Origin of the sequence: Nocardia sp. NPDC057272 (genome assembly GCF_042668615.1) — a bacterium.
Lineage (GTDB): Bacteria > Actinomycetota > Actinomycetes > Mycobacteriales > Mycobacteriaceae > Nocardia.
In genome coordinates this window covers 248,038-273,467 of record NZ_JBHUYK010000001.1, presented here as the reverse complement: position 1 = coordinate 273,467, position 25,430 = coordinate 248,038, and the positions used below count along the sequence as shown (strand labels likewise).

The 25,430-nt window shown below is 67.7% G+C and carries 23 protein-coding genes; 7 read left to right on the top strand and 16 right to left on the bottom strand.

The window, feature by feature from the left end; translation table 11 throughout:
• Positions 1-42 precede the first annotated feature (42 nt).
• Together ACFULV_RS01230 and ACFULV_RS01225 are read left to right on the top strand one after the other, a co-directional pair.
• Positions 43-1,218, top strand: coding sequence for an alpha-hydroxy-acid oxidizing protein (locus ACFULV_RS01230; protein ID WP_378651864.1), 1,176 nt, complete (start codon positions 43-45; stop codon positions 1,216-1,218).
• Between the two features lie 134 nt (positions 1,219-1,352).
• A complete protein-coding gene (locus tag ACFULV_RS01225) occupies positions 1,353-2,105 on the top strand; it encodes a DUF6319 family protein (RefSeq protein WP_378632887.1) in 753 nt (250 codons plus the stop codon).
• Position 2,106: 1 nt separating this feature from the next.
• Here ACFULV_RS01225 and ACFULV_RS01220 read toward each other — a convergent pair whose 3' ends face one another.
• Positions 2,107-3,612: a diguanylate cyclase gene (locus ACFULV_RS01220; protein WP_378651861.1), complete on the bottom strand. Its 1,506-nt coding sequence runs from the start codon at positions 3,610-3,612 to the stop codon at positions 2,107-2,109.
• A gap of 290 nt (positions 3,613-3,902) precedes the next feature.
• On the opposite strand from ACFULV_RS01220, the gene galK reads away from it, so the two are divergent.
• The 4 genes from galK (at position 3,903) to ACFULV_RS01200 (ending at position 8,143) form a co-directional block, all read left to right on the top strand.
• Positions 3,903-5,009 carry a galactokinase gene (galK, locus tag ACFULV_RS01215; protein ID WP_378651858.1) on the top strand — a complete coding sequence of 369 codons (1,107 nt, stop codon included), beginning with the start codon at positions 3,903-3,905 and terminating at the stop codon, positions 5,007-5,009.
• A 153-nt stretch (positions 5,010-5,162) separates the two neighbouring features.
• Complete coding sequence (locus tag ACFULV_RS01210; RefSeq protein ID WP_378651856.1) at positions 5,163-6,881, top strand: sodium:solute symporter family protein; 1,719 nt, start codon at positions 5,163-5,165, stop codon at positions 6,879-6,881.
• Positions 6,882-6,893: 12 nt separating this feature from the next.
• Positions 6,894-7,142, top strand: coding sequence for a hypothetical protein (locus ACFULV_RS01205; protein ID WP_378651853.1), 249 nt, complete (start codon positions 6,894-6,896; stop codon positions 7,140-7,142).
• A gap of 47 nt (positions 7,143-7,189) precedes the next feature.
• Entirely contained in the window at positions 7,190-8,143 is a 954-nt protein-coding gene (locus tag ACFULV_RS01200) for a zinc-binding alcohol dehydrogenase family protein (protein WP_378651850.1), read from the top strand.
• Positions 8,144-8,175: 32 nt separating this feature from the next.
• Here ACFULV_RS01200 and ACFULV_RS01195 read toward each other — a convergent pair whose 3' ends face one another.
• The 11 genes from ACFULV_RS01195 to ACFULV_RS01145 all read right to left on the bottom strand — a co-directional run bounded on the left by ACFULV_RS01195 (position 8,176) and on the right by ACFULV_RS01145 (position 19,216).
• Positions 8,176-9,756 (bottom strand): alkaline phosphatase D family protein, encoded by a 1,581-nt coding sequence (locus ACFULV_RS01195; RefSeq protein ID WP_378651848.1) that lies wholly within the window; start codon positions 9,754-9,756, stop codon positions 8,176-8,178.
• Positions 9,757-9,826: 70 nt separating this feature from the next.
• Positions 9,827-10,159 carry a hypothetical protein gene (locus ACFULV_RS01190; RefSeq protein ID WP_378632903.1) on the bottom strand — a complete coding sequence of 111 codons (333 nt, stop codon included), beginning with the start codon at positions 10,157-10,159 and terminating at the stop codon, positions 9,827-9,829.
• Positions 10,160-10,224: 65 nt separating this feature from the next.
• Positions 10,225-11,685: a PepSY-associated TM helix domain-containing protein gene (locus tag ACFULV_RS01185; protein ID WP_378651845.1), complete on the bottom strand. Its 1,461-nt coding sequence runs from the start codon at positions 11,683-11,685 to the stop codon at positions 10,225-10,227.
• Between the two features lie 294 nt (positions 11,686-11,979).
• Positions 11,980-12,540, bottom strand: coding sequence for a hypothetical protein (locus ACFULV_RS01180; protein WP_378651843.1), 561 nt, complete (start codon positions 12,538-12,540; stop codon positions 11,980-11,982).
• Positions 12,541-12,606: 66 nt separating this feature from the next.
• Positions 12,607-14,265, bottom strand: coding sequence for an acyl-CoA synthetase (locus ACFULV_RS01175; protein ID WP_378651840.1), 1,659 nt, complete (start codon positions 14,263-14,265; stop codon positions 12,607-12,609).
• Between the two features lie 126 nt (positions 14,266-14,391).
• On the bottom strand, positions 14,392-16,020 hold the full coding sequence (locus ACFULV_RS01170) for an acyl-CoA synthetase (RefSeq protein WP_378651838.1): 1,629 nt from the start codon (positions 16,018-16,020) through the stop codon (positions 14,392-14,394).
• 101 nt (positions 16,021-16,121) lie between these two features.
• Positions 16,122-16,616, bottom strand: coding sequence for a helix-turn-helix transcriptional regulator (locus ACFULV_RS01165; protein WP_101468527.1), 495 nt, complete (start codon positions 16,614-16,616; stop codon positions 16,122-16,124).
• 98 nt (positions 16,617-16,714) lie between these two features.
• Positions 16,715-17,347, bottom strand: a complete 633-nt coding sequence (locus ACFULV_RS01160; protein ID WP_378651836.1) for a hypothetical protein — start codon at positions 17,345-17,347, stop codon at positions 16,715-16,717.
• 165 nt (positions 17,348-17,512) lie between these two features.
• A complete protein-coding gene (locus ACFULV_RS01155) occupies positions 17,513-17,890 on the bottom strand; it encodes a hypothetical protein (RefSeq protein ID WP_378651833.1) in 378 nt (125 codons plus the stop codon).
• On the bottom strand, positions 17,887-18,189 hold the full coding sequence (locus ACFULV_RS01150; RefSeq protein ID WP_266292300.1) for a type II toxin-antitoxin system prevent-host-death family antitoxin: 303 nt from the start codon (positions 18,187-18,189) through the stop codon (positions 17,887-17,889). Before ACFULV_RS01150 ends, ACFULV_RS01155 begins: the two co-directional genes overlap by 4 nt.
• Before the next feature lie 43 nt (positions 18,190-18,232).
• Positions 18,233-19,216, bottom strand: a complete 984-nt coding sequence (locus tag ACFULV_RS01145) for a diiron oxygenase (RefSeq protein WP_378651831.1) — start codon at positions 19,214-19,216, stop codon at positions 18,233-18,235.
• A gap of 222 nt (positions 19,217-19,438) precedes the next feature.
• Here ACFULV_RS01145 and ACFULV_RS01140 point away from each other — a divergent pair, with 222 nt between their 5' ends.
• Positions 19,439-20,401 (top strand): DUF5996 family protein, encoded by a 963-nt coding sequence (locus ACFULV_RS01140; RefSeq protein WP_378632920.1) that lies wholly within the window; start codon positions 19,439-19,441, stop codon positions 20,399-20,401.
• Between the two features lie 22 nt (positions 20,402-20,423).
• Here ACFULV_RS01140 and ACFULV_RS01135 read toward each other — a convergent pair whose 3' ends face one another.
• The 4 genes from ACFULV_RS01135 to ACFULV_RS01120 all read right to left on the bottom strand — a co-directional run bounded on the left by ACFULV_RS01135 (position 20,424) and on the right by ACFULV_RS01120 (position 25,316).
• Positions 20,424-21,437 (bottom strand): TIGR03617 family F420-dependent LLM class oxidoreductase, encoded by a 1,014-nt coding sequence (locus ACFULV_RS01135; protein ID WP_378651828.1) that lies wholly within the window; start codon positions 21,435-21,437, stop codon positions 20,424-20,426.
• 143 nt (positions 21,438-21,580) lie between these two features.
• Positions 21,581-22,357 (bottom strand): DUF1206 domain-containing protein, encoded by a 777-nt coding sequence (locus ACFULV_RS01130; RefSeq protein ID WP_378632925.1) that lies wholly within the window; start codon positions 22,355-22,357, stop codon positions 21,581-21,583.
• 316 nt (positions 22,358-22,673) lie between these two features.
• Positions 22,674-23,888 carry an acyl-CoA dehydrogenase family protein gene (locus ACFULV_RS01125; RefSeq protein ID WP_378651825.1) on the bottom strand — a complete coding sequence of 405 codons (1,215 nt, stop codon included), beginning with the start codon at positions 23,886-23,888 and terminating at the stop codon, positions 22,674-22,676.
• Positions 23,889-23,918: 30 nt separating this feature from the next.
• Positions 23,919-25,316, bottom strand: a complete 1,398-nt coding sequence (locus tag ACFULV_RS01120; protein WP_378651822.1) for an acyl-CoA dehydrogenase family protein — start codon at positions 25,314-25,316, stop codon at positions 23,919-23,921.
• Between the last annotated feature and the right edge of the window lie 114 nt (positions 25,317-25,430).

The window sequence follows — 25,430 nt, the reverse complement described above, 5'->3', positions numbered from 1 at the left end:
CCTGCGGTCCGTGAACCCCGGTCGGCGTGCGAAAGTGCAGCAATGAGTCAGTTCGCCGACTATCAGAACGAGATCTACCTGGCCGCGCTCGGTGGGATCCAGCCCGAATTTCCCATGGATTACGCGACGCTCGAGCGCAAAGCCACTGCGGCACTGCCGGATTCGTTGCTGAACTATATCGCAGGCGGGGCGGGCGACGAGCTCACACAGCGGCGCAACGCCGAAGCGTTCGCCGATTGGGGTCTGGTGCCGCGAATGCTGGTCGGCGCCACCGAGCGCGACCTCGCCGTCACCGCCTTCGGCCACACCTTCGCCAACCCGCTGTTCCTCGCGCCGGTCGGGGTGATCGGTCTGGTCGGCGAGAAGGGCCACGGTGACATCGCGGTGGCCGAGGCGTCGGCACAGACCGGTGTGCCCGCGATGTACTCGACGCTGATGGAGGACCCGCTCGAGGACGTGCGGCCGCACGCGGGCGACACGCCTTCCTTCTTTCAGCTGTACACGCCGAAGAACCGTGAGCTCGCCGAGAGTCTGGTGCACCGGGCCGAGGCCGCGGGGTACGCGGGAATCACGGTCACCCTCGACACCTGGGTGCCCGGTTGGCGGCCGCGCGACCTGGCCGGCGGGAACTTCCCGCAGCTGCGTGGGCACGTGCTGAAGAACTACACCAGCGACCCGGTCTTCCAGCAGATGGTCGGCTCCGACGATCCCAAATTGATTGTCCTGCACTGGATCGCGACCTTCGGCAATTCGCTGACCTGGGATGATCTCGGTTGGCTGCGCTCGATCACCGATCTGCCGCTGATCCTCAAGGGCATCTCGCATCCCGAGGACGCGCGCAAGGCGATCGACTTCGGCGCCGACGGCATCTACTGCTCCAATCACGGTGGGCGCCAGGCCAACGGTGGGCTGAGCGCGCTGGAGACCTTGCCCGCGGTCGTGGCCGCCTGTGACGACCGGGTGCCGGTGCTGTTCGACTCCGGGGTGCGCTCGGGCGCCGATGTGGTGAAGGCGCTCGGACTCGGCGCGACGATGGTCGGGCTCGGCAGGCCGTATGTGTACGCGCTCGCGCTGGGTGGTGTGCGCGGCCTGGTGCATCTGCTGCGCAGCTACGCGGCCGAAGCGGATCTGCTGATGGCGGTCAACGGCTATCGCGATGTGGCCGCGGTGCGCGAGAACATCCGGCCGACGACGCGCGGGCGCGCCACTCTCGGCTGACGGTGTCGCGGCCCGGAAGCCCCGAGCAGGAGGGTCTTTCGGGCCGTGTGGGCGGCTCGGGGGAGAACTTGTCGGTGCTGTGCGGCATCATCGGTGCGAAGACCACGCTGTAGCACCAACCCCCGGAGTCCACGATGTCCTCGCCGAGCACCAAGTCCGCATCCCGCCGATCAGCACCGCCGGTACTATCCGACGCCGAGCTCGCGCGTATCGCAGGCGAGCTCGCCGAGGGCAAACCGCCGATGGTGTGGTTCACCGCCGCCGCTGTCGGTGTCGCCGAGGGGAAGTCGGGCAAGGTTGTCGCGCTCGACGACCCGTCCGCGGGCGACTTCCTGCAGGTGCGGCCCACCGGTTCCAAAGATGTGCTCTCGTTCGGCCCGAGCGAGGTGACGCTGACCAAGCCGGCCCGCGGGACTACCGTAGCGCCGGGCGGATCCGCACGGACCCGCCCGGACAGTGCCCCCGCGCCGAGCAACCGAAAGGACAACACTGTGACCCAGCCGTCGACCCTGCCGAGCGCTGCTACGCCCGCGCCGAGGTCGCTCGCCCCGGTAGCCGATGATCCCAAGCCCGCCCCGGCAACGCCGCGGCCGGCGAAGGCGCCCGCGGTGCGCAAGGCCAAGGTGGCCGAGGTGACCGTCACCCTCACCGGAACCGCCGATGGTGAGTGGACTGTCGATGTGATCAACGGCAAGAAGCGCAGTGTGAAGGGGTTGGCGGTCAGCAGTGCGGCCGTCGCTCAGGCCGCGAAGATCCTGCACCCCGAGGTGGAGGAAGTGGTCGCCGGGATTCTGGAGGCTGCGCGGGGGGCTCAGCAGGCGAAGGTCGCGCAGTTGCAGGCCGAGCTGGAGGCGGCTCGGAAGCTGTTGGAGGAGTTGGGGGACTGACCTACTGGGCCACCCGCTCAATCCGCGGGGAGGCGGAGACGCGCCGCCGCGTCGACGGCTTTCTCAGTTCGTCGTGGAAGCTGAGGCCGAGGCGGTATTCCTTGGCGTGATACATGGCGGCGTCGGCGGTGCGGATCAGGTCGTAGATGGTTGTCTCGGTGGGGCGGGTGGTCACGCAGGCGACGCCGATGCTGGCGGTGATGGGGATTTCACCGCAGCTCAGTTCGAAGGGGCGGATGAAGGCGCCGAGGATGTGTTCGGCCAGCACGGCGGCTTCGGTGCGGGTGCGTGGTGCCAGGACCACGAATTCGTCGCCGCCGTAGCGGGCCGTGAGATCGGCGCTGGCGGTGGTGCGGCGGATGCGGGACGCGGCGTTGGCGATGAGTTCGTCGCCGACGGCGTGACCGTAGCTGTCGTTCACCATTTTGAAGCCGTCGAGGTCGATGAACAGCAGGCACAGTGGTTTTCCGGCCCACTGATCGCGATAGCGGTGTGGTGCGCGCAGCAGCGCGGCCCGGTTGAACAGCCCGGTGAGCAGGTCGTGGTCGGCCTGGTACTGGGCGCGGCGTTCGCTGCGCATGCTGCGCGCGATGGCGCGTTCGCTGCGCACCAGGACACCGACCAACAGCAACGTGAGCAGCGCGCAGATCACCACGCGGTCGACCACCCCGAGCTCGGCGCCGACCACACTCACCAGCGAGGCCGCCACCAGTGCCACCGCGATCATCCCGGCCCGCTGCCGCGATCGATGCGGTCCCACATCCTCGGCGTCGCGCAATCCGCCCATCGTCGGCTGCACCGCGGCCAGCCCGGCCAGCAGATACGCCCACTGCTGCGGCACCAGCGCGACTTCGGGATCGATCGCGATCGTGCCTGCGGCAGTGAGACTTTCGATCAACCCACCGATGAGCACGGCGATCAGTGCGGCCTGCAACAACCGCAGCGATGTCTCCGAGCGCACCACCGTCGCCAGCGAATGCGCGAGCACGGTAGCCAGCAGCGCGTGGATCAGCGGATAGCTCGCGGCCAGCGAGGTATCGACGAACCCGGTGCTGTGCCGCAGGATCGGCGAGATCAGGAATGTCCACGAGGCCAGCAGCGCGCTGAGCCCGATGAGCGTCGAATCCAGCCAGAGGTCACGGGCATTGCGGAGGCGGTGCGGCTGCAACCAGCCGACGGCGGCCAAGCCCAGGCACAGCGAGGCCGCCAAGGTGCACAGATCGTCGACCGGGTGCCAGCTCGGGTGCAGCCCGAGCGCGCGTATCGCGGTGCCCGCGGCGAACAGCGGCACCGATGCGGCCAGCAGGTACCAGGGCAGCCGGTGTGCGGGTCGATGGCAGTACATGCCGTACCCGATCATCGCCAGCGATCCCGCGACGATCACGATGAGCAGCAGAAACGGCAGCGCCCGGCCGCCCGCCAGCGGCGCGATCAGCACGGCCCCCGCCGCGCCGAGCAGCACCACGCACCGTCGCAGGCTCCCGTAGCGTGTCTCGCTGATGGTCATCAGCCCCCCTCGATCTTGCTGCGCACGCGACGAGCGTCGATCGAATGTGAGGCCGGTGAATCACTCGAAGTATCGGCCGAGAGCACCGAGTGTTGTTGTCCGAGCACGATCCCCAGCCGGCAGTGCCGACGCTCAAAACCTTTACAACTCAGTCGATCATGACACGTCCACGGCCCTGCTGTCGATGCGTTGAGAGCATTGCCGCATACCGATTCGGCACCCGGTGCTCGACAGTTGCCCGCCGCGGTGTTCGGTGATGACATCGTCGCAGCAAGCGGAGGGAAGTACGGGTGGAGAAGTGGATCGCGCCGGGCCGGGTGAACATCATCGGCGAGCACACCGACTACAACGACGGGTTCGTGTTGCCGATCGCCCTGCCGCTCGGCGTCGTCTGCGCGGCCGGACCGCGCGGTGACGGGCTGGTGCGGCTCACCTCGGCGCAACGGCCCGGTGAGGTCGTCGAGGTGGGCATCGATACTCTTGCGGCACAACGGGATCGGCTGCCGGGCTGGGCCCGCTATCCGCTCGGTGTCGTCGACGAGTTCGTTCGTGGCGGTCACCGCGTCACCGGGGTGGACCTCGAACTCGACGGCACGGTGCCGATCGGCGCGGGCCTGTCCTCGTCGGCGGCCCTGTGCTGCGCGGTGACGATCGCGCTGCGCGACCTGTTCGCGCCCGCGCTCACCGATCGGCGCATGATCGAGATCGCCAGGTCGGCGGAGAACGGTTTCGCCGGAGTGCCGACGGGCCTGCTCGACCAGTCCGCCTCGATCCTGTGTACCGAAGGCCACGCCCTGTTCCTCGACATCCGTGCCTTCGCCGACACGGAATCAGTCGCCGCAGAACAGATTCCGTTCGATCTCGCCACTGCCGGTCTGGCATTGATCGTCGCCGACACCGGCCACCCGCACGATCTGGCAGACGGCGGATATGCCGAGCGTAGAGCCCAGTGCGAAGCCGCCGCCGCCGCGCTGAATCTGTCCGCCCTGCGCGATGCCACCTCCGAAGACCTGCCACGCTTACGGGATCGAGTGCTGCGGCGTCGCGCGAGGCACGTGGTCACCGAGAACGCGCGGGTGCTCGCCGTCGTCGACCGGCTGCGCGCCGGTGCGGACCCGCGGGCGATCGGTGAGCTGCTCACGGCCTCGCACGACTCGCTGCGCGAGGACTTCGAGGTCTCCGCGCCCGCACTGGATCTCGCGGTCGACGCGGCACTCGACGCGGGCGCACACGGTGCGCGCATGGTCGGCGGTGGCTTCGGCGGCAGCATCATCGCCCTGGTCGAGCACGTCGACCGGGTGGCCGAGAACATCATGCACCGTTTCGCCACCACAGGTTTCGCCCCGCCCCGCGTCTTCGCCGTCGAACCGGCAGCGGGAGCGCGCAAACTGGAGTGAACAGTTGTCCATTTTGTTCTGTGCGATTTCGCTGTGAGGCGCAGGACGGGCGCGCACAGTGGAAGCACCCGAAACAGTTCGACGGACGACGCGACCCGCGCCGTGTGAACGACGCTCGTGTGCCGTCCGGCTCCAGGTCAGGAGGGACACGCTGTGCCGCTTGCCTTTTCGCTCGCCACCCCAGAAGCCTCATCGACACTGCGGCTCGACGCCGCTCCGGTCGACTACGCGCTGGTCGCCCTGTATTTCGTCTTCGTCCTCGGCATCGGCCTGATCGCCCGGCGCCGGGTGTCGTCGAGTATCGACTTCTTCCTGTCCGGGCGCTCATTGCCCGCGTGGGTCACGGGCCTGGCGTTCATCTCCGCCAATCTCGGCGCGGTGGAGATCATGGGTATGTCCGCCAACGGTGCCCAGTACGGCTTCCCGACTTTCAACTACTTCTGGATCGGCGCCGTGCCCGCGATGCTGTTCCTCGGCGTGGTGATGATGCCGTTCTACTACGGCTCGAAGGTGCGTTCGGTGCCGGAATTCATGCGCAGGCGGTTCGGCACCGGCGCGCACCTGGTGAACGCGTTGAGCTTCGCGGTCGCCCAGGTGCTGATCGCGGGGGTGAACCTCTATCTGCTCGGCACCATCGTGAACGTGCTGCTGGGCTGGCCGCTGTGGATCTCGGTGGTCGTGGCCGCGGTGATCGTGCTGTCCTACGTCACCCTCGGCGGGCTCTCGGCCGCGATCTACAACGAGGTGCTCCAGTTCTTCGTGATCGTGGCCGCACTGCTGCCGCTGACCCTGGTCGGCCTGCACCGTGTCGGTGGCTGGGACGGCTTGCAGGACAAGGTGTCCGGCTCGCCGGGTGGCGCCGATCAGTTGCAGACCTGGCCGGGCAACGCGATGAGCGGTTTCACCGACAACTTCGCCTCGATCATGGGCATCGTGTTCGGTCTGGGATTCGTTCTCTCCTTCGGGTATTGGACAACCAATTTCGTAGAAGTACAGCGCGCCTTGGCCACTCACTCGATCTCGGCTGCCCAGCGCACCCCCATCATCGGCGCCTATCCGAAGATGTTCATCCCGCTGATCGTGGTGATCCCCGGCATGATCAGCGCGGTCCTGGTGCCACAGATGATCGAGTACAAGCAGCAGGTCACCGCGAATCCCGATTTCGAGGGCGACGTCACCTACAACCAGGCGTTGTTGTACTTGATGAAAGAGGTGCTGCCCAACGGCCTTCTCGGTGTCGGGCTCGCGGGTCTGCTGGCGGCGTTCATGGCCGGAATGGCGGCCAATGTCTCGGCCTTCAACACCGTGTTCAGCTTCGATCTGTGGCAGCAGTACGTTCGGAAGGGACGACCCGACGGGTACTACCTGAAGGTCGGCAGGTTGGCCACGGTCGGTGCGACGGTGGCGGCGATCTTCACCGCGTTCATCGCGGGCGGATTCAGCAACATGATGGACTACCTGCAGACCCTGTTCAGCTTCTTCAACGCACCGCTGTTCGCGACATTCATCCTCGGCATGCTGTGGAAGCGGATGTCGCCGACCGCGGGCTGGGTCGGCCTGGTCAGTGGCACGCTCGCCGCGGTGTTCGTGTTCCTGCTCAACGAGACTGGGGTGACGAACCTGTCCGGGCAGGGCGCCAGCTTCGTCGCCGCGGGCGCCGCGTTCGTGGTCGACATCGCCGTCAGCGTCGCGGTCACCCTGGTGACCAGGCCGAAGCCGGCCGCCGAACTGGTCGGCCTGGTGTATTCCGAGACGCCGAAGGCGATGCGCACCGACGCCGATGCCGACTCGCTGCCCTGGTACCAGCGGCCGGCCCTGCTCGCCGGGATCGCCCTCGTACTGGTGATCGCCCTCAACATCATCGTCGGATAAGGAGTCAGCACCATGCTTTTCGATATCCGCACCATTGTCGGTGCACTGCTCGGCAGCTACGGCGTCATCCTGGTGATCACCTCGCTGGTGCAGGACAGTGCGGCCCAGGAGGTCAAGACCGGCGGGATCGATGTGAATCTCTGGGCGGGGCTCGGCATGATCGGGTTCGCCGTCGTGTTCATCGGCTGGGCGCTGCTGCGCCCGGTCCAGGTCCCCGAGGTCGCGACGATGACGATGGAGGAATTCACCCCGGATCAGTGACGCGTGTGCGCCCGGGTCGGTGTGCGGGGCGCGGTAGCGTCGAGACCATGGCGAACACGATGCGCGCGTTGCTGACCGGTGCCGGATCGCTGCGGGTCGGCACGGTGCCGGTTCCCGTGCCGGAGCCGGGTCAGCTGCTGGTCCGGGTCGCGGCGGTGTCGTTGAACAACGCCGATGCCGGTGCCGACGCGAGCTCCGACGGTGTCGAGCGGGTCGCCGGGTACGAGTTCAGCGGTGAGGTGGTCGGCGGTGACGACTCCCTGCGCGGACAGCGGGTGATGGGGACAGCGCCCGCCGCCTTCGCCGAATTCGTCGTGGTGGACAGCCGTCACGTGGTGCCGGTGCCCGCGCACTTGTCGCCGACGGCCGCCGCCGCCCTCCCGGTGGCGCTGTTCACCGAGCACGGCGCGCTCACTGTCGCCGGTGCGGCACCCGGGCAGACCGTGTTGGTCACGGCGGGCTCATCGGCGCTGGGACTGATCGGCATCCAGGTCGCCCGCGTACTCGGCGCCGCACGGGTACTGGCCACGACTCGGACGCCGGGTAAACGCGCGCTGCTCCAGCGGGCGGGCGCCGACCTCGCGCTGTGTGTAGACGGCGCCGACCTGGCCGATGAGGTACTCGAAGCCACCCACGGTGCCGGGGTCGATGTCGTGCTCGACCATATCGGTGGCGCGATGGTCGACATCGCGATCGGGTCGACGGCACCGGGTGGTGTCGTGGTCAGTGTGGGCAGGCTCGGCGGCGCCGAAGCCACCATCGACCTGTTCGGTTTGGCGCGCCGTCGGGTCCGCCTGCAATCGGTGTCCTACGGTTTCACCCCGCCGGAGGTGATCGGCGAGCGGCTCGCCGCCCTGACACCGGTCGTCTTGCCCGCCGTCGCCGACGGCCGGATCGCGGCTGTCATCGACAGCGTGCACCCCTTCGCAGATGCGGCCGCGGCCTTGGAACGCCTGCGTGGCGGCGCCACCGAGGGGAAAGTCGTGCTCACGCTGACCTGACGCGCAGTGCCCCACAGCCGGAAACGCAGGGCTCAGACTTCGATGGCGCCGGGGATTCCGTCCTCGACGACGAAACTCGCCCGCGTGCTGATCGGGGCACCCGGACGGCTCACATAGGAAACCACGCGGAAGTCGTTGCGCCACTGGCGATGGTCGAGGTCGACGCGGACATAGCCGCGTTGCCGGTTGTAGAACTTCAGGTCCGGGTTGGCAGCCAGCAGAGTACGGCCCGCGTCGGTGAGGTCCGCGCCGTCGCTGCCGGTACTGATCGACGTTCCGGTGAATTCTGTTGCCACGACGGGTGATTCGGGATCAGCGTAGTCGCGGCGTAGGTCGGCGACGTAGTTCTCGTGGCGGTCGCCGGTGATCACGACCAGGTTGTCGACCGCGTGGTCGGTGGCCGCGGCCAGCACCGTATTGCGGTCTGCGACATAGCCGTCCCAGGCGTCCGTGCCGAGCAGCAGGTCGGGGCCGGGGTCGTAGTCGGACTGGGCCATGGCGACCTGATTGCCGAGTACCTGCCAGCGGGCGGGCGAGGTGGCGAAGCCGTCGACGAGCCAGTCACGTTGGGCCGCACCGAGAATGGTGCGGTCGGTGGCGAAGCGGTCGGCACATCCGATGACCGCCGAGCCGTCACCGCAGGCCTGCGGGGTGCGGTACTGCCTGGTGTCGATCATGGTGAATTCGGCCAGATCGCCGAATCGGTAGCGGCGGTGCAGGTGTATCGACGGGCCGGCGGGCAGCTGCGCCAGGCGCATCGGCTGGTGCTCGTACATGGCCTGGAACGCAGCGGCCTTACGGCGGCGGAACAGCGGCGCGAGGCGGTACACGTCGAAGCCGAGGCCGGGACTGTCACCGGCCCAGTTGTTGTCGAGCTCGTGATCGTCGAGGGTGACCAGCCAGGGGAACGCCGCGTGCGCGGCCTGGAGCGGCGCTTCGCCTTTGGCCTGGGCATAGCGCAGTCGGTAGCCCGCCAGATCCACTGCCTCGCCGGCGAGTTGCGGCGGCAGGTGCGCGCCGCGGCGGGCCAGCACCCAGGAGGATTCGTAGATGTAGTCGCCGAGATGCACGACGAGGTCGAGATCTTCGGCGCTGAGATGTTCATAGGCGGTGTAGTAACCCGAACTCCACGACTGGCACGACGCGAAGGCGAACCGGAGCCGCGCGGTCGGGCTGTCGAGCGCGGGCGCGGTGCGGGTGCGCCCGACCGGCGAGATCGCCGAACCGGCCCGGAACCGGTAGTAGTACCACCGATCCGGCGCCAGCCCGGCGACCTCGGGATGCACACTGTGCCCGAGCTCGCGGGTCGCCACCGCCGAGCCACTGACCACGACTTTCGTGAATCGTTCGTCCTCGGCGACCTCGTAGTCGACGGTCACCGGGGCGACCGTCATCCCGCCGTACCCGTCGGGGGCGAGCGGATCGGGGGCGAGTCGCGTCCACAGCACCACTCCGTCCGGGGTCGGTTCGCCGGAAGCGACCCCGAGCGAGAACGGTTCGCCGAGCCACCGTGGCGCGGCGAACCGCGCACTGCTCACCGCGGAGACCCCCACGAGAGCGGCGATCGAACCGCCGATGCCGCCGTGCAGGAGTTGTCGGCGAGACAGCGTCATCCGCTGATCCTTTCACCGCGGATCCGAACCATCCACCGATCGTGTCCGGTTCGGCGTCGCGATGCTGGTGTCAGAGCCGGAAGATCCGCGAGCCGACGGCCCACCCCGCGCTGGACCAGTTCGGACCGAAGCACGCCACGGTGCCCGCCTGGCCGACCGGCAGGTCCTGGCGGATCGTGTACGGCCCGACGGCGAAGGGCGCGATGTTGTAACCGATGCAGTCGACCTCGAGCCGGTAGGTGCCCTCACCGCCGTAACAACCACCATTGAACGCCCACGGGCCGTTCATCGACCCCTGGCAGCCGGGATCAGCGGCGGCTGTCCCCGCGGCGACACCGGTCAAGGCGACCGCGATGGCCGGAGCGGCCAAGCACATCGCTACTGCGCGAGCTGAGGTTCTCATGGGGAAGCTCCGATCATCGGGGGTCATGGGTTACATGGGATGTTTCCTCGATAGTTAGCCATGCGTTACACCTTGTCCGCGCGAGCGGCCAGGCCCAAGGCGACATCGATGAGCAGGAAAACGATCAGGCTCACGCCGATGAGCGGGAGGAACCAGCCGATAGCGACCGCCGCACCGACCAGCGGAACGGTGATCCACGGCGACGTGCGGCGCAGCACCCCACGCCGTGGCGGGACGGGCAGAGCGGCCCTGCGGGTGGGTCGACGCTGCCACCACATGCGGTAACCGAGCACGATCACGGTGACGAGGCCGATCATGATCGCGAGCAGCAGCAGCTGGTTGACCAGGCCGAACAGCAGACCCATGTGGAAGGCGATGCCCCAGTTGGTGAGCTTGGCCATCAGCGGCCAGTCGGCGAACGCCAGCCGGTCGGTGACCGTGCCGGTCGCGCCGTCGACGGCGAGCGAGTCGACGGTGTAGGTGCCGGGCAGGCGCAGTTCCTTGATGCCGAACGCCGTCTCCGGTGTCGCCGGGATGGCGATTTCGGCGCCCTGGGTGATGCCCTCGGCACGAGCGACCTCGTGTACGCGATCGAGTTGCGCGATCCGCGCCGAGGAGTCGACCGGGGCTGGGACGGTCTGCCCACCGCTGTGGTGGTCGCCGCCCGAGGACTGGGCGGGACCGGCGGTGCCCGGCAGCTTCACACTCACCGCGGGGGTGGTCCAGCTGAGTTCTTCGCGCAGCTTCGTGACGTTCTCACCGGCATAGGTCGACCACGTCATGCCGGTGGCCGAGAGCAGCAGCACCACGGGCAGGATCCAGACGCCGATCGCGCCGTGCCAGTTCATCTTTCGACGCCTGGTCTGGGACAGATCCGGCTTGAGCAGCCACTGCGCCGACCTGCGGTCGCGCCGCTTGCGCACCCGGTGCACCCACAGCACCAGCCCGAACAGCGCGATCACCCACAGCCACGACGCGGCCAGTTCGCTGTAGAGCCTGCCGGGTTCGCCCAGGTGCAGGCTGCGATGGAACTCGCTGAGCCAGGTGCGCAGCGGCAGTGCGCCACCACTTCCGTAGACCACGGACTCGCCGACCGGCTGGGCGGTGTGCGGGTCGACGAACACCGACAGCCGCTCGGAATCGCCGAGCGCCGGATCGTTGAACAGGACGCGCGTGGTGTCGCCCTCGTTCGGGGCGGGGGCGACCGCGACCAGGGTGAGGTCGGGGCGCGCCGCGACTGCCGCGCCGACCTGGGCGGACAGGGCCTGGTCGGGCCCGGTGGTGTCGACCTGCAACAGATCGCGCGAGACGAACCCTTCGATCGTCGGCGCGATCGCGTACAGCGCGCCGGTGAGCGCGGCGATCAGGATGAACGGGGCGACGAAGAACCCCGCGTAGAAGTGCAGGCGCAGGGCCAGCGGAGACAGACGTAAGCCCCGGCGTGCGCCGGAACGGGGACTGTCACCGGGGATCGGTGGTGCCGAGGGGGAGTTCTTCTCGGCCGGACGAGTGTCCGTGATGCTCATGCTGATTCATTTCTGGAGTACTGGAACCCGGTGCGCGCGGACAGGTCCGGCTCGGCACCCGCATCGACGACGGCACGCGAAGGCTGTCGACCTGGTGCGGCGTGGAGCCTGCCGATCGTTGGCGCGGACTTCGTCTGAGCGGAGCCGGACGAACACGGCCGACCGGCGGCGCACGTCGAGCGCCACGCTCACGTCGAGACAACGGGTGACGTCAGCGTGCGGAGGCGACAACGAGGCGCGTGTTCGACACGGAGACAGCGCACGACGAGTCCGTGCACCGGGTGAGGGAAAGGTTCAGAAAGGAACAGCGAGCGGGGGAGCGCGGGTGCGCAGCGACGACGTGGCGAAGATCCGCAGGATGACGCGGTCGCGGTGGGCAAGGCGCAACGGCGCCGGGTCGGGGATGCGGGGAGTGCGGTAGCGCAGCGGCAGGATGCGCGCCAGCACAGCGCCGCCGACCCGATAGGCGGCCTCGGCGCCCACGATGACGGCGGCCGCGAGCAGCGCGGCGACGGTGTGGGCGGTGAGCATGCCGAGTCCGAGCGAATCGTCAGCCGAGTGCGAGTGCCCCGACCAGCTCATCGTGGTGTGGCCGACCAGCTGACCACCCAGCAGCACCGCCGCCAAACCCAGCGCACCGTGACGCAGTGGTCCGATCCCGGCGACCAGTGCGCCGACAACCGCCGAGGCCGCGGCCAGCAACACGATCGCGGTGCTGCCCGGCAGCGCCCCACCGGCGGCCAGCCCGTGCGCGGCCAACGACAGCGCGCCCGACATCGAGCCCGCGCAGGCACCACGCAGCCGCGCGCCGACAGCACGCGACGGCGCGGACGCCTGCTCGAACCCGATGATCACGCGCTGATGATAGTCGACCGACGAGGCCCGCTCGGCGGCAATAGAGCGGGCTACGTCCCGCCGTTCTCAGTCCGTCTCGACCGGCATCTCGATCAGCGGCTTGCGCAGCAATTTGCCGGTCGCGTTGCGCGGCAGCTCGTCGACGAAGATCACCTCGCGCGGCACCTTGTAGCGGGCCAGGTTCTCGCGGACGTATTCCTTGATCTCCTTGGCGTCGCGCTTGGACTCCGGGCCGGGCACCACGATCGCGCGCAGTCGTTTGCCGTAGTCGTGGTCGTCGACGCCGACCACCGCGGCCTCGAACACATCGGCGCGGCCCGCGATGAGGTTCTCCACTTCCAGCGGGAAGACGTTCTCGCCGCCGGAGACGATCATGTCGTCGTCGCGGCCGTCGATGTAGAGCAGACCGTCGGCATCGAAATGGCCGACGTCACCGCTCGACATCATGCCGTCGACCATTTCCTTGGTCCGGCCGTCGGTGTACCCGGTGAACGCGAACCCGTTGTCCACGAAGATCGTTCCGGTGACATTCGGGGCGGTGATCGGCTTGCGGTTCTCGTCGAGCAGCACGATCCGGATGCCGACGGGCGCCCTGCCCGCCGTGGTCGGCGCCTTGCGCAGATCCTCCGGGGTGGCCACGGTCATCACCGCGCATTCGGTGGAGCCGTAGAGGTTGTAGAGCGAATCACCGAAGTAGTCGAGGGTGCGGGTCACCACGTCGGGGGCGATCGCCGAGCCCGCGGCGAAGATGACCTTCATCGTCGACGGGTCGTACTTCGCCAGCACCTGCTCGTCCAGATCGAGGATGCGCTGGAGCATCGTCGGCACCACCACCAGCGAATCCGCCTTGTACTTCACCACATCGGCGAGCGTCTGCTCCGGGTCGAACCGGCGCTGCTGGAAGATGACCCGGTTTCCCAGGGCGAGCCCGAGGGTGAACTGCGACAGGCCGGTGCCGTGGAAGATCGGCGCCGCCATGATCATGGTGCCGTTGTTGGGCAGCGGCACCCGATCCACGAACTGCGCCGACGCGAACGGGCTCACCTTGTCGCGCGGTGCGCCCTTGGGGGTGCCGGTGGTGCCGCTGGTCAGGATCACCATGCCGCCGGGCTTGCTCGGTGCGGTGATCGCGGCGGTCGAACGATCCGCCGACAGCGATGCCACAGTCGGGATCGACGGGTCGGCGCCGTGCGCTTCGTCGACCCAGGTGAGTACCCGCGGGATGTCGGTGGGGATGGCGCTCATCAGGTCGAGGAACTCGCTGTCGTGCAGCACCGCCTTGACCTTCTCGCGCGCGGCGACATCGGCGAACTGCGGCTTGGCGAACCCGGTGTTCATCAGCACCGCGCGCACACCGAGCTTGCCCGCCGCCAGCAGGCTCAACACCATGCCGCGATGGTCGCGGGCCAGCACGGCGATCACGTCGCCCTCGCTGATCCCGCTCGCGCGCAGGCCGCGGGCGAAGGCGTTGGACTGCGCGTCGAGTTCGCCGAAGGTGATCTCACCCAGTTCGTCGACGATCGCGCCCGCCTGCGGCCTGCTCTGCGCGGCGTGCATGACGACGCCGGCGAACGGGCCGAACTTCGAGACATTGCGGAACGAACGGGCAGCGTGGTCGAGGCGCAGCGGATTGAACAGCTTGCGATCGACCATGACCTTGACGCCGAGCGCGAAGTCACCGGCACGTCGGGCGGTAGTACCTAGCGCGGGCAGAGACAGAGACATCGAACAGCCTTCCGGCAGACCGAGCCCACGCAGAACCGCAGGCCGGACCGCGTCTTCGAGATCCAGTGCTGTCGCTAACACTAGCAAGCGATCCGGCCGCGCTGTCTACTCCGTAGTAGCCAGCGCCTATCCCTGTGAGACCTCATAGTCGATGAGGGTGCGGCGCACGATCTTGCCGGTGGCGTTGCGGGGCAGTTCGTCGAGGAAGATCACCTCGCGCGGCACCTTGAACCTGGCCAGATTCGCCTTGACGTGCGCCTGGAGTTCGGCGGCGTCGAGGGTGTGACCTTCTTCGAGAACGACGAAGGCGCGCAGGCGTTTGCCGAACTCCGGATCGTCGACGCCGATCACCGCCACGTCGAAGATCTCGGGCCGCTCGACCAGCAGGTTCTCGACTTCCTGCGGGTACACGTTCTCGCCGCCGGAGACGATCATGTCGTCATCGCGGCCGTCGACCATGAGCAGCCCGGTGTCGGTGAAATGGCCCATGTCGCCGCTGGACATGAAGCCGTCGATGATCTGCTTGTGCCTGCCGTCGGTGTAGCCCTCGAACGGCGCGCCACTGCGCACGAAGATCCGGCCACGCGCGCCCGGCGTCTCGACCCGCTGATCCTGGTCGTCGTAGAGGCGGACCTCGCAGGTGATCGGCGAACGGCCGACCGTGCCCGGCGCTTCGGCCAGCTCGGCCGGGTTCGCGATGGTCGCGATGGCGACCTCGGTCGACCCGTAGAGGTTGTAGAGCACCGGTCCGAAGGCCTCGGTGGCCTTGATGCACAGCTCCGGGGTGAGCGCGGAGCCGGCGAACAGGATGACCTTCAGCGAGGACAGGTCGTATTTCGCGCGGACGTCGGCGGGCAGCTCGGTCATCCGGTGCAGCATCGTCGGCACACACACCAGCATCTCGACCTTGTGCTCGGCGATCGCGGCGAGGGTGGCCTCGGCATCGAATCGACGGCGCATGACGATCTTGTTCGACAGGATCGTGTTGACCAGCCAGGTGCCCAGACCCGTGCTGTGGAAGATCGGCGACACGATCATCGCCGTTCCGCGCTTCGGGAACGGCACGCGGTCGACGAACTGCGCGGTCGCCATCGGCGTGACCTTGGTGCGCGGTGCGCCCTTGGGCAGGCCGGTGGTGCCGCTGGTGAGGATGATGAAGCCGCCCGGCTTGCTCGGCGCGGGCAGATCCTCGGTGGAGTTGTTCGCGATGAGGTCGTCGAATGTCGTGGCGCCCGCGGGGAGTTCTGTGCCGTCGTCGACCCAGGTGAGGTAGCGCGGCAGGTCGGCGGGCAGTGCGTCGAGCAGGCCGAGGAACTCGCTGTCGTGCAGCACCGCGCGCACGTTCTCGCGTGCGCAGACCTCCGCGAACTGCGGTTTGGCGAAGCCGGTGTTCATCAGCGCGATACGCGCGCCCAGCTTGCCCGCCGCGATCATCGACATGATCAGCCCGCGGTGATCGCGGGCCAGCACGGCGATGACCGTGCCCTCGCCGATGCCCGCTTCGCGTAACCCGCGGGCGATGGCGGTGGATTGCTCATCGAGCTCGCGATAGGTCAACTCACCGCGCTCGTCCACGAGGGCCACCTGATCGGGGGCGACGCGGGCCGAATGGCGCACGAGGGTGGCCTGCGGGCCGTAGATCTTGGATTCCTTCATCGTCCGCAGGGTCTCGAGCGGTGTCTTGGGATCGGAGACTCCGCGCGCGCGCAGTACACCGATCGCCTTCACGCTTTCGAGCAGATGTGACAGGTTCACTCGACTACCTCCGCAGCTTGAATCACTCGACGCTCACCGTAGCAGTCGATGTGCTGTGCATCACAGTAGTCTAACCGGGCAATTGGGACATCTCCACAAGATCAGCGCTGGGCCGCCGCCAGCACCGCGAGGAGCGGGACGAGCCTGCCCTCCGGCACCTCGAAACGGCCCAACCCCGCGGTCTGCAACCAGCCGACGGCGGCTAGCTGGCGCAGGTGCTGGTAGATCTCGGGTGAGGTGCCCAGTTCCGCGATGGCGGCGAGATCGGCGGCGGTTCTGCGTCCGTAGACGATTTCCTGAAGTAGTCGCAGCCGCACCGGATCGGCCAGCGCGGCAAGACAATTGGCCGCCTCGATGGTCCAGACATCACCGACGATGGCATCGGTGGGGTACTGGGCCTGCCAATCGAAGCGCTCACCGGTGGGCAGTTGCAACGCGCCCGCCAGCAGCACGCCGCCGGTGCGTTTCCCGGCATCGGCGAACTCCTGCCGCAGGCGCGCCACCGCCCACGGCAGCTGCGCGTGCTCGGGTTGCGCGCTCTCCAGCGCGGCAACGCGGCGTTCCAGTTCTTCGAGTCGGTCGACCAGATCCTCCACGCCGGTCAACCTACGCCACACCGAAGCTGTTGCGCTGCTTCACCGAAACGACAACGCACCCCGGACCGCGTGGACCCGGGGTGCGCAGTGGACGAACGTCAGCGCGTGACAGCACCGAACGAGGGCTGCTGGATGGTGCCGAGCTGGTAGGCGAACCCGTCCGGGTGTGCCTCGTCGACCGGCACCGGCCAGCGGTGCCACAGGTTGCCGTACACCGCCGCCACGACCAGCCCGGCGCCGGTGTTCAGCGCCGCTGTGCGGATGGTGGTGTCGACCGGCACGTCCTGGTGTTCGCTCAGGACCGCGGTGCCGCTCTGCCCGCTGGACAGATTCAGCCACATGACCTCGAGCTTGGCGTTGCCCTGGTTGGGCGAGATGGTGCCGGGCCCGCCGAAGAAGCCGAGGCGGAAGCCGTCGATATCGAGGGCGATACCGGAGCCGTACACCCCTGGCCCGCCACCGTTCTGGCCGATATCGGAGGTCGCCGGGATCTGGAACGGCTGCGCGGGCAACGCGACATCGACCGTGCCGTCGGCGGTGAGCTTGTCGAGGGCGGCGAGTGCGCCCGGATTGTTGGCCACCGACGTGCGCAGCTGCGAGACGGCCGCGGCCACGTCGACAGTCTGTGTCGCCGGTTCCGCGACCGCGGGGCCCGCGAAGACGATGGCGACGGCGGCCGAGGTGACGGCTACCGCGGTGGTGAAGCGACGCATGAAACTCAGATGATGCATAACCAGCTCTCCTCGAGTGTTCCTGGTACTGCTTTCCCTGGTGATTCGTCCGCTGTGCGAGTCGGCCGGGCTATCAGCCGCCGACCACCTGTGCACGGTACCGACAGCCGATGTGGGATCTGTCACTACCCCGGGGAAAGCCGAGTCCAGGACCTCGAGGGCCGGTTACGGCATGTTCGCGATCTCTACCTTGTAGCCCCGATAGAGCTCGGGTTTGGCGGTGAGGACCGGCACGTCCAGATTCTGCGCGGTGAACACCACGGGCGCGATCAGCGGCCAGTCGAGATGGTCGTCGACGATCGGCACGGTGGTGCCGATGCGGATCGCGGTGGGGGCGTCGAGTTCGGCCCAGCGCACGGCGACGCGATTGTCGAGCAGGCGACCGAGTTCGTCGATGTTGTCCACGGCGCGCATCGCGGCCATCAGACTCACGGTGGGCACCACCAGAATTCGGCGCTGCTGGGTGAACTGACGCATGATCACCTGCCCGAACAGCGGTGACAACGCCAGCGAGGTGAGCGCGGTGTGGTCGGCGACGCTCACTGGCGACTGTCCAGCGCGCCCATCAGCTTGCTCAGTTTGGCTTCCGCCTCGGCGATGTCTTCCGCCGAATGCTGGGTGATCCTGGCGTCGAGCTTGCCCAGGATCTGCTCACGCAGATCGTCGTTGAAGTACGCGGGGGGCAGTGCCCCGTGCCGCAACACCTCAGCGGGTACCACCGCGACCAATTCTTTCCCCTCCCGCGTCACGATCACGGGCCGTCCGCTCGCGGACACCCCGTCGAAAACACTACCCAGCTGACCACGTAACTCGGTCAGCGGCACACTGTCGTAATCGGCCATAGTCAACTGTACATCGCTGTGTACAGTCGCGCCGACCGATCGCTCAGGCGACCTTGCGGGCAGGTTCGCTGCGGTAGCGGGTAACCGGGCCGTCGATGCCGAGCAGGCGCCAGGTCAGCTTGGCGACCGGGTTCATCAGGCCGCTGTTGGTGGCGAGGGCGCGCACATCGCCGAAGATATTGCGCATCGTGGTCTGCGATTCCTCGCTGCCCCAGTACGCGTCGCGCATGACCTCCGCCGGAATGTCGAACTTCTCGACGAATTCCTTGGGCGGGGTCATGATCATGTCGAGCATCACCCGCATGGCGATCGGGAAGGCCACGGAGAGAACCGATTTCATGATCGGGTTCATGCCGGGCACGTTGCGGCGCAGGTATTCGTGAGCGAAGGAGATGTGCCGGGCTTCCTCGGCCACGTGGATCTGCATCACCCGCTGCACCATCGGGTGCAGATCGACGCCGGCGCGCAGCAGCGACTTCTGCAGGTGATCGATCGGCTCCTCGCCGCCGAGGATCATCGTGAAGAACAGTTCGGGGAAGTACTTCACCGCGGGCCAGATGGCCATCGTCAGCTTTCGATCGATGGTGCCCATGCCGATCACATCGCGGTAGCCGATGCGGTTGATCATCTCCTGGAACATCATCGTGTGGTTGCACTCTTCGGCAGCCTCGTGGGTGATGTACCGGAATTCCGGGTCGCCGTTGGGGACCGACACCAGGTACTGCATCAGCCCGCGGATCAGCAGCTGCTCGAAATCCAGGCCCACCTTGGCGATGCCGGCCTGGCGCCACATGCCGATGGCGATCTGCTTCTCGATCGGCTGGGCCTTGTACCAGGGGTGACGGCCCAGCGGGTCCTCTTCGGGCATGATCCAGCGCGGATCGTCGCTGTGCACGGCGAACTCGGGGGATTCCCAGTCGATGTCGACGTAGGGGTCGAAGTGCCGGTTGACCGAACCTTCGGACAGGTTGCGCAGGATCTCGTGGTATTCGGGATCGGTGGCGGTGTTCTTGATTGTCGACAGCATCAGCGGTGTCTCCTTTTGGTGTGGCGCGACTCCTACGTTATATGAGACTCAGAGTCCCACACAACCCCTCTGGTGGTCGGGTTCGTCCTTGCGGCGCGATCTACCAGCGCCGACGTACGATGAAACGTCGCAGGACACGCCGAGCGGTTGACCAATCAGCCAGCGCACCTGGCTGCGAACGGGCGGGCCCACGGGGTCGCGCACCGAGAGAGCGAGGATCCGATGGCACGTTCGACTCCCGCCAAGGCCGTCTGGCCTGCCCTACGCGTCGACTCCTGGTCCGACACGCGCGACACCCTGCACATGTGGTCGCAGATCATCGGCAAGCTGACCATGGCGGGCACTCCGCTGGTGAACCACTGGTGGAACGTCACGTTCGCGGTCAGCGCGCGCGGGATGACGACCGGCGCGATTTCCGTCGACGGCCGCCTGCTCGACATCGAATTCGACTTCGTCGACCACGAACTCGTCCTGCGCAGCAGCGACGGACGCCGCGCCACGATCGCCCTGCGCCCGCGCACGGTCGCCGACTTCTACGCCGAACTCGGCCATGTGCTCGGCCGGCTGGACATCGTCGTCGATATCGAAGCCTCACCCAACGAGGTCGACCCGGCCATCCCCTTCGCCGAGGACACCACCCACCACTCCTATGACGCCGACGCCGTCCACCTGTTCTGGCAACAGCTCGTCCAGATCGAGCGGGTATTCCAGCTCTGGCGTGCCGGGTTCGCCGGGAAATCCAGTCCGGTGCAATTCTTCTGGGGTTCCTTCGACCTGGCCTGCACCCGCTTCTCCGGCCGCCCCGCGCCCCTGCACCCCGGCGGCGCCCCCAACTGCGCCGACTGGGTGATGGAGGAGGCCTACTCCCGCGAATGCGCGAGCGCGGGCTTCTGGCCCGGTGGCACCGAAGGCACCTTCTACGCCTATTCCTACCCGGCTCCGGATGGATACTCCGCTCGTCCCGCAGGTCCCGACGGCGCCCAGTGGGACACCACCCTCGGCGAATTCGTCCTCCCGTACGACGTGGTCCGCAATTCCCCCGACCCCGACGCCACCCTCCTGCACTTCCTCGATACCACCTACGCCTCCGCGGCCGACCTGGCCCACTGGGACCGCCCACTCCTCGAAGTCGATCCGCACCGCCTCGATCGCCGACTCCACGTCGACGACACGACGGCGCTCTGACCGATCCCCACCCGGCGCGACATCACATCTCCCGCAACAGTTCTGTCAGCAGCGCTGGGTCGACCCGATAGGGCGTGTTGAACCCGAGCCGTCCGACGATTCCGTCGTAGCGCTCGTGCAGTTGCGCCGCCGCGCGGGCGGGGTCGGTGGCTGTGATCGCGACGGCGTCGAGGAAATCGTCGTCGACGAGGTCGGCCATCCGATCCCATTCCCCGTTCTTGGACATTGCTTTCAGGCGGGGTCCGAGTTCGGCACGATCGTGCAATTGGAGAATCGGCCAGTAGGCCGGTGTCGATCCGTAGAACGCCAGCTGCTTTCGGACGGCCTGCCTGGCCGCGGCGAGCTCGCTCGCGGATCTGCCGGTCGCGACCATCGCCGAATGGTGGATCACGATGTCGTCCACGGGTTTCCGTGCGCGCGCCGCACCGTGCGCCAGGGCGGGCAGGGTCACCTCGCGCAGAAATCTCGGCGTGCAGAAGGGGTGCGACATGAATCCGTCGGCGACCTCGCCCGCCACCGCGGTCATGCCCGGACCTACCCCGGCGAGATAGATCGGCGGCGGTCCGAACCCGGCCACCTCGTCGGCCGCGGGGCGAAACAGTGGCGGCATCAGGGTGTGCTGATAGAACTCGCCCTGGTAATCGAGCCGCCCGCCCTGCTCCCAGCTCGCCCAGATGGCACGCACCGCCAGCACCATGTCGCGCATCCGGTCGGCCGGTCGGCTCCACGGCATCGAGTAGCGCCGGGTGATGTGCGCGCGGATCTGGCTCCCGAGGCCGAGGACGAACCGACCACGGGAAAAGGCCTGGAGATCCCAGGCGATGGTGGCGAGCAACAGCGGATTGCGGGCGAACGCCACCGCGATCGAGGTACCGACCTCGACCCGCTCGGTGTGCTCGGCGGCGAGCAACAGCGGCAGAAACGGGTCGTGCGCGCCTTCGAACGTCCAGATGCCCGCGTACCCCGCGGCCTCCGCGGCGGCGGCGTCCTTGCCCATCGTGGCGAGCCCGCCGGTCAGCGTTGTGTCGATCTTCAAAACGCGTGTCCCATCACTGTCGTGTGCCGTCCAGCGATGTTCGTGCCGGCGCGGACAAGTCGACCATCAACGTATCGCCGCGCAACCGTCGATCCGGGCTGAACCGGCAAACGCCGACGACACCGGCACGACCGGCCCGCGGATCAGACCGGGACACCGCCGTAGGTCCTGCGATGCTTGGCCTCGAGAAAGGACAGCGCACCGAATGCGATGAGGCCGAGCGCGATCAGCATGAGTAGCCAGGGGCCGAAGGGGTTTCCGGCGAAATCGTGCAGGACCGCGTCGACACCTTTGGCGGCCGCGGCGTCGTAGTTCACCGCCGCCACCATGGCCGCGAAACCGATCCCGATCACGACGGCGCCCCGGGCGAGATAGCCGACGCGACCCAGCCAGATCGCGGCCTGCCGCATACCGTGTGTCATCCAGCCCATCCGGAGGTCATCGGCGAAGTCCAGGCGCAGACCGCGCACCGTCTGCCAGATGCCGAAGGCCAGGACGGCGATACCGATCAGCAGCACGACCACCTGCCCGCCCTCCCAGCTCAGGACGCGACCGGTCAGATCGCGGGCGACCGCATCGCTCGGCGTCGGCGCCCGGCCGTGCATCACGAACCGCAGGGTGCTCCAGAAGGCCAGGGCGTAAACGATTCCGGAGATCACGGCGTAGGCGCGGTGTCCGCCGGAATAGGTCCGCCGCGCACCGGCCACCTGCACCACGCGCCACACGACGAGCGCGGCGAAGCCGAACACGAGGATCCACAGCAACAGATAGCCCAGCGGTTTCGCGGCGATCGCGGCCAGTGCTCCGCCGCCGTCGGGCTCGTGCTCGGCCGATCCGATCGCCAGCAGGAAAGCGAGAATGCCGAGCACGATGTAGGCGACGCCACGCGCCACGAAACCGAAACGGGCGGCAGCCTCCACTCCGCCGGAACCGGCGGACCTGCGCGGCGCCCGGTCATAGGTGCGGCGCCCCCAGCCCCGGTTTCGGTTGGAGCGCCACATCCTTCGCCGATCGGTCCCGACCCGATCACGTCGCCGATATCTGTTCGCATTGCGAAATATGCTCATGGTGTTCCCTATCTCTTCAGCTGCGGGAATGCCCGCACCGTGGGGTTCAAACACCATGAAGAGATTTTCGACGCAGCGAGATCTACTGCCGGGCAACCGAATGCGTCGAAAACAAGAAATCCGGTGCAAGTCGGCAATCGACTCACACCGGATTTCGTTGTCTATGTGGTCACTTCAGTTCGGAGCTGGTCTTTCCGAGCACGCGGCGAGCCACGATCAGCTGCTGGATCTGCTGGGTGCCTTCGAAGATGTCGAGGATCTTCGAGTCGCGGGCCCACTTCTCGAGCAGGGTGCGCTGGGAGTAGCCGATGGTGCCGGCCAGCTCCACTGCCTTGAGGGTGACGTCGGTGCCGGTGCGACCCGCCTTGGCCTTGGACATCGAGGCCTCGAGGGAGTTCGGCTTCTTGTTGTCGGCCATCCAGGCGGCGCGCAGGGAGAGCAGGTAGGCCGATTCGTAGTCGGCTTCCATGCGCAGGAACTCGGCGGCCGCCGCGGACTGGTTCATCGCGGGGGTGTCGTAGGAGATCTCGACCCCGGCCTCGGTGAGGACGGTACGTAGTTCCTCGAGCGCGGCGCGGGTGACGCCGACGGCCATGGCCGCCACGAGGGGACGGGTGTTGTCGAAGGTCTGCATGACCCCGGCAAAGCCCTTCTCCACGTTGACTTCCGGCGAACCGAGGATGTTGTCGGCGGGGATGCGGCAGTCCTGCAGCAGCAGCACCGCGGTGTCGGAGGCCTTGATGCCGAGCTTGTGCTCGAGCCGCGCCACCGACAGGCCCGGAGCGTCGCGCGGGACGACGAAGGACTTGATCGCGGCGCGACCGAGGCTCTTGTCGACCGAAGCCCACACCACGATGTGGGTGGCGCGCTCACCGCAGGTGACGAAGATCTTCTCGCCGTTGAGGACCCACTCGTCGCCGTCGAGGGTGGCGGTGGTGGTGACGGCGGCGGAGTCGGAACCGAAGGACGGCTCGGTGATCGCCATCGCGGCCCACACCTTGCCGAAACGCGAGAGCTGCTCGTCGGTCGCGACCGCGGCGATCGCGGCGTTGCCCAGTCCCTGGTAGGGGATGGTGAGCATCAGGCCGACATCGCCCCACGAGGTCTCGAGGGCGTTGAGCAGCGCGGACATGTTGCCGCCGTTGGCATTCGCGGTCAGGTCCGCGGCGGCCTCGTCGTTACGGCCGCCCGCGGCGCCACCGATCTTCTGGGTGCCGGAATCGGCGAGCCCTTCGATCATGGCGGCCATCGTGTCGAGCTCGACCGGGTACTCGTGCTCGGCGAGGTCGTACTTGCGGGAAATGGGACGGAAGATCTGCGAGGCGACCTGGTGGGCCTGGTTGGCGCTCGCCTTCAGCTTCTTGGGGAGTTCGAGATTGATCATGAGGGGGCTCCTGGAAGGTGAGAAACGGGCCTAGACCAGCACGATGCCTTCGGCGACACCGACGGAACGAAGGTCGCGGTACCACCGCTCGACCGGGTGTTCCTTGGTGAAGCCGTGGCCGCCGAGCAGCTGCACGCCGTCCAGGCCGATCTGCATGCCCTTGTCGGTGGCCAGCTTGCGCGCCAGCGCCGCCTCACGGGCGAACGACAGACCCTGCTCGGCGCGCGAGGCACCACGCAGGGTGACCAGGCGCAGGCCGTCGAGCTCGATCGCCATGTTGGCGACCATGAATGCCACCGCCTGGCGGTGCGAGATCGGCTCGCCGAACGCCTCACGCTCGTTCACGTACGGGATCACGTAGTCGAGCACGGCCTGGCCGGTGCCGATGGCCAGCGAGGCCCAGCCCAGCCGGGCGAGCTGCACCGCGTCGCCGTACTCGGCGGCACGGGTCTTGGCGTCACTGTCGCCGAGGACGGCGTCGGCGCCGACGGCCACGTTGTCCAGGATCAGCCGGCCCAGGCCCGCGGCGCGCAGGCCCATGCTCGGGTCGGCTTCCACCGACAGCCCGGCGGTGTCGGACTCGACGATGAACAGCGCGGGGCGCCCGTCGAGCTCGGCGGCCACGATGAACAGTTCCGCGTCGGCCGCGGCCGGGACCAGGCTCTTCACGCCGTTGAGCTTGTAGCCGCTGGGGGAGCGCACGGCCTTGGTCTGCAGCGCGAACGGGTCGAACAGGGCGCGCGGCTCATTGATCACCACGGACGCCTGCGGCACACTCTCGCCGGTGAAGGCGGGTAGGTAGGTCTGCTGCTGGGCGTCGGTGCCCCACTGCGACAGGGCGACGGTGACACCGCTCGGCGCCAGAATCGGCAGCGCCAGGCCCATGTCACCGTGCGCCAGCGCCTCGGCGACCAGGGAGTTGGTGACGGCGCCGCGCTCGGAAGCCGCGCCTTCCAGCTCCTCGGGCACGTTGATCAGGGTGATGCCGAGTTCGGCGGCGCGCTCGAGCAGGTCGCGCGGGGCCTTGGCGGCATTGTCGGCGTCGTAGGCCGCGGGACGCAGGATCTCGCCCGCGAAATCACGCACCGTCTCGACGATCATCTGCTGCTCGTCGGACGGGGTGAGATCGAAGTAGTCCTTGGTCTTGGACTCGTTGTCGACCAGACGCTTGGGCTCACCGCCGCCCGCGACCTTGGCGAACGTACGAGTGGCCGCGCCCAGGGTACGGAACCCGGTCTTGGTGCCCTCGTAGGTGACGCGCTCGATCGGCTTGCGCAGGTTGTACTTGCCCGCGAGCTCCGACCCGGTAATGGTCGTCAAAGCGCGCATCGCGGCGCCCATCCAGTCCCGTTTGGGCTGGCTGAGGCCGACCGCGGACGTGTCGTTCGGACGTCGCTTCGTCGCGCTGTCTCGAGTGCTCATCATCACCTGATTTCCTCGGCTGTCGGGGTGCCTTCGACCCCACCATCTTACTCTTCGGTAAGTCTATCTTACTCCAGAGTAAGAAGTGTGCTGACCCGTCGTCGAATCGCCGGTTTCTGT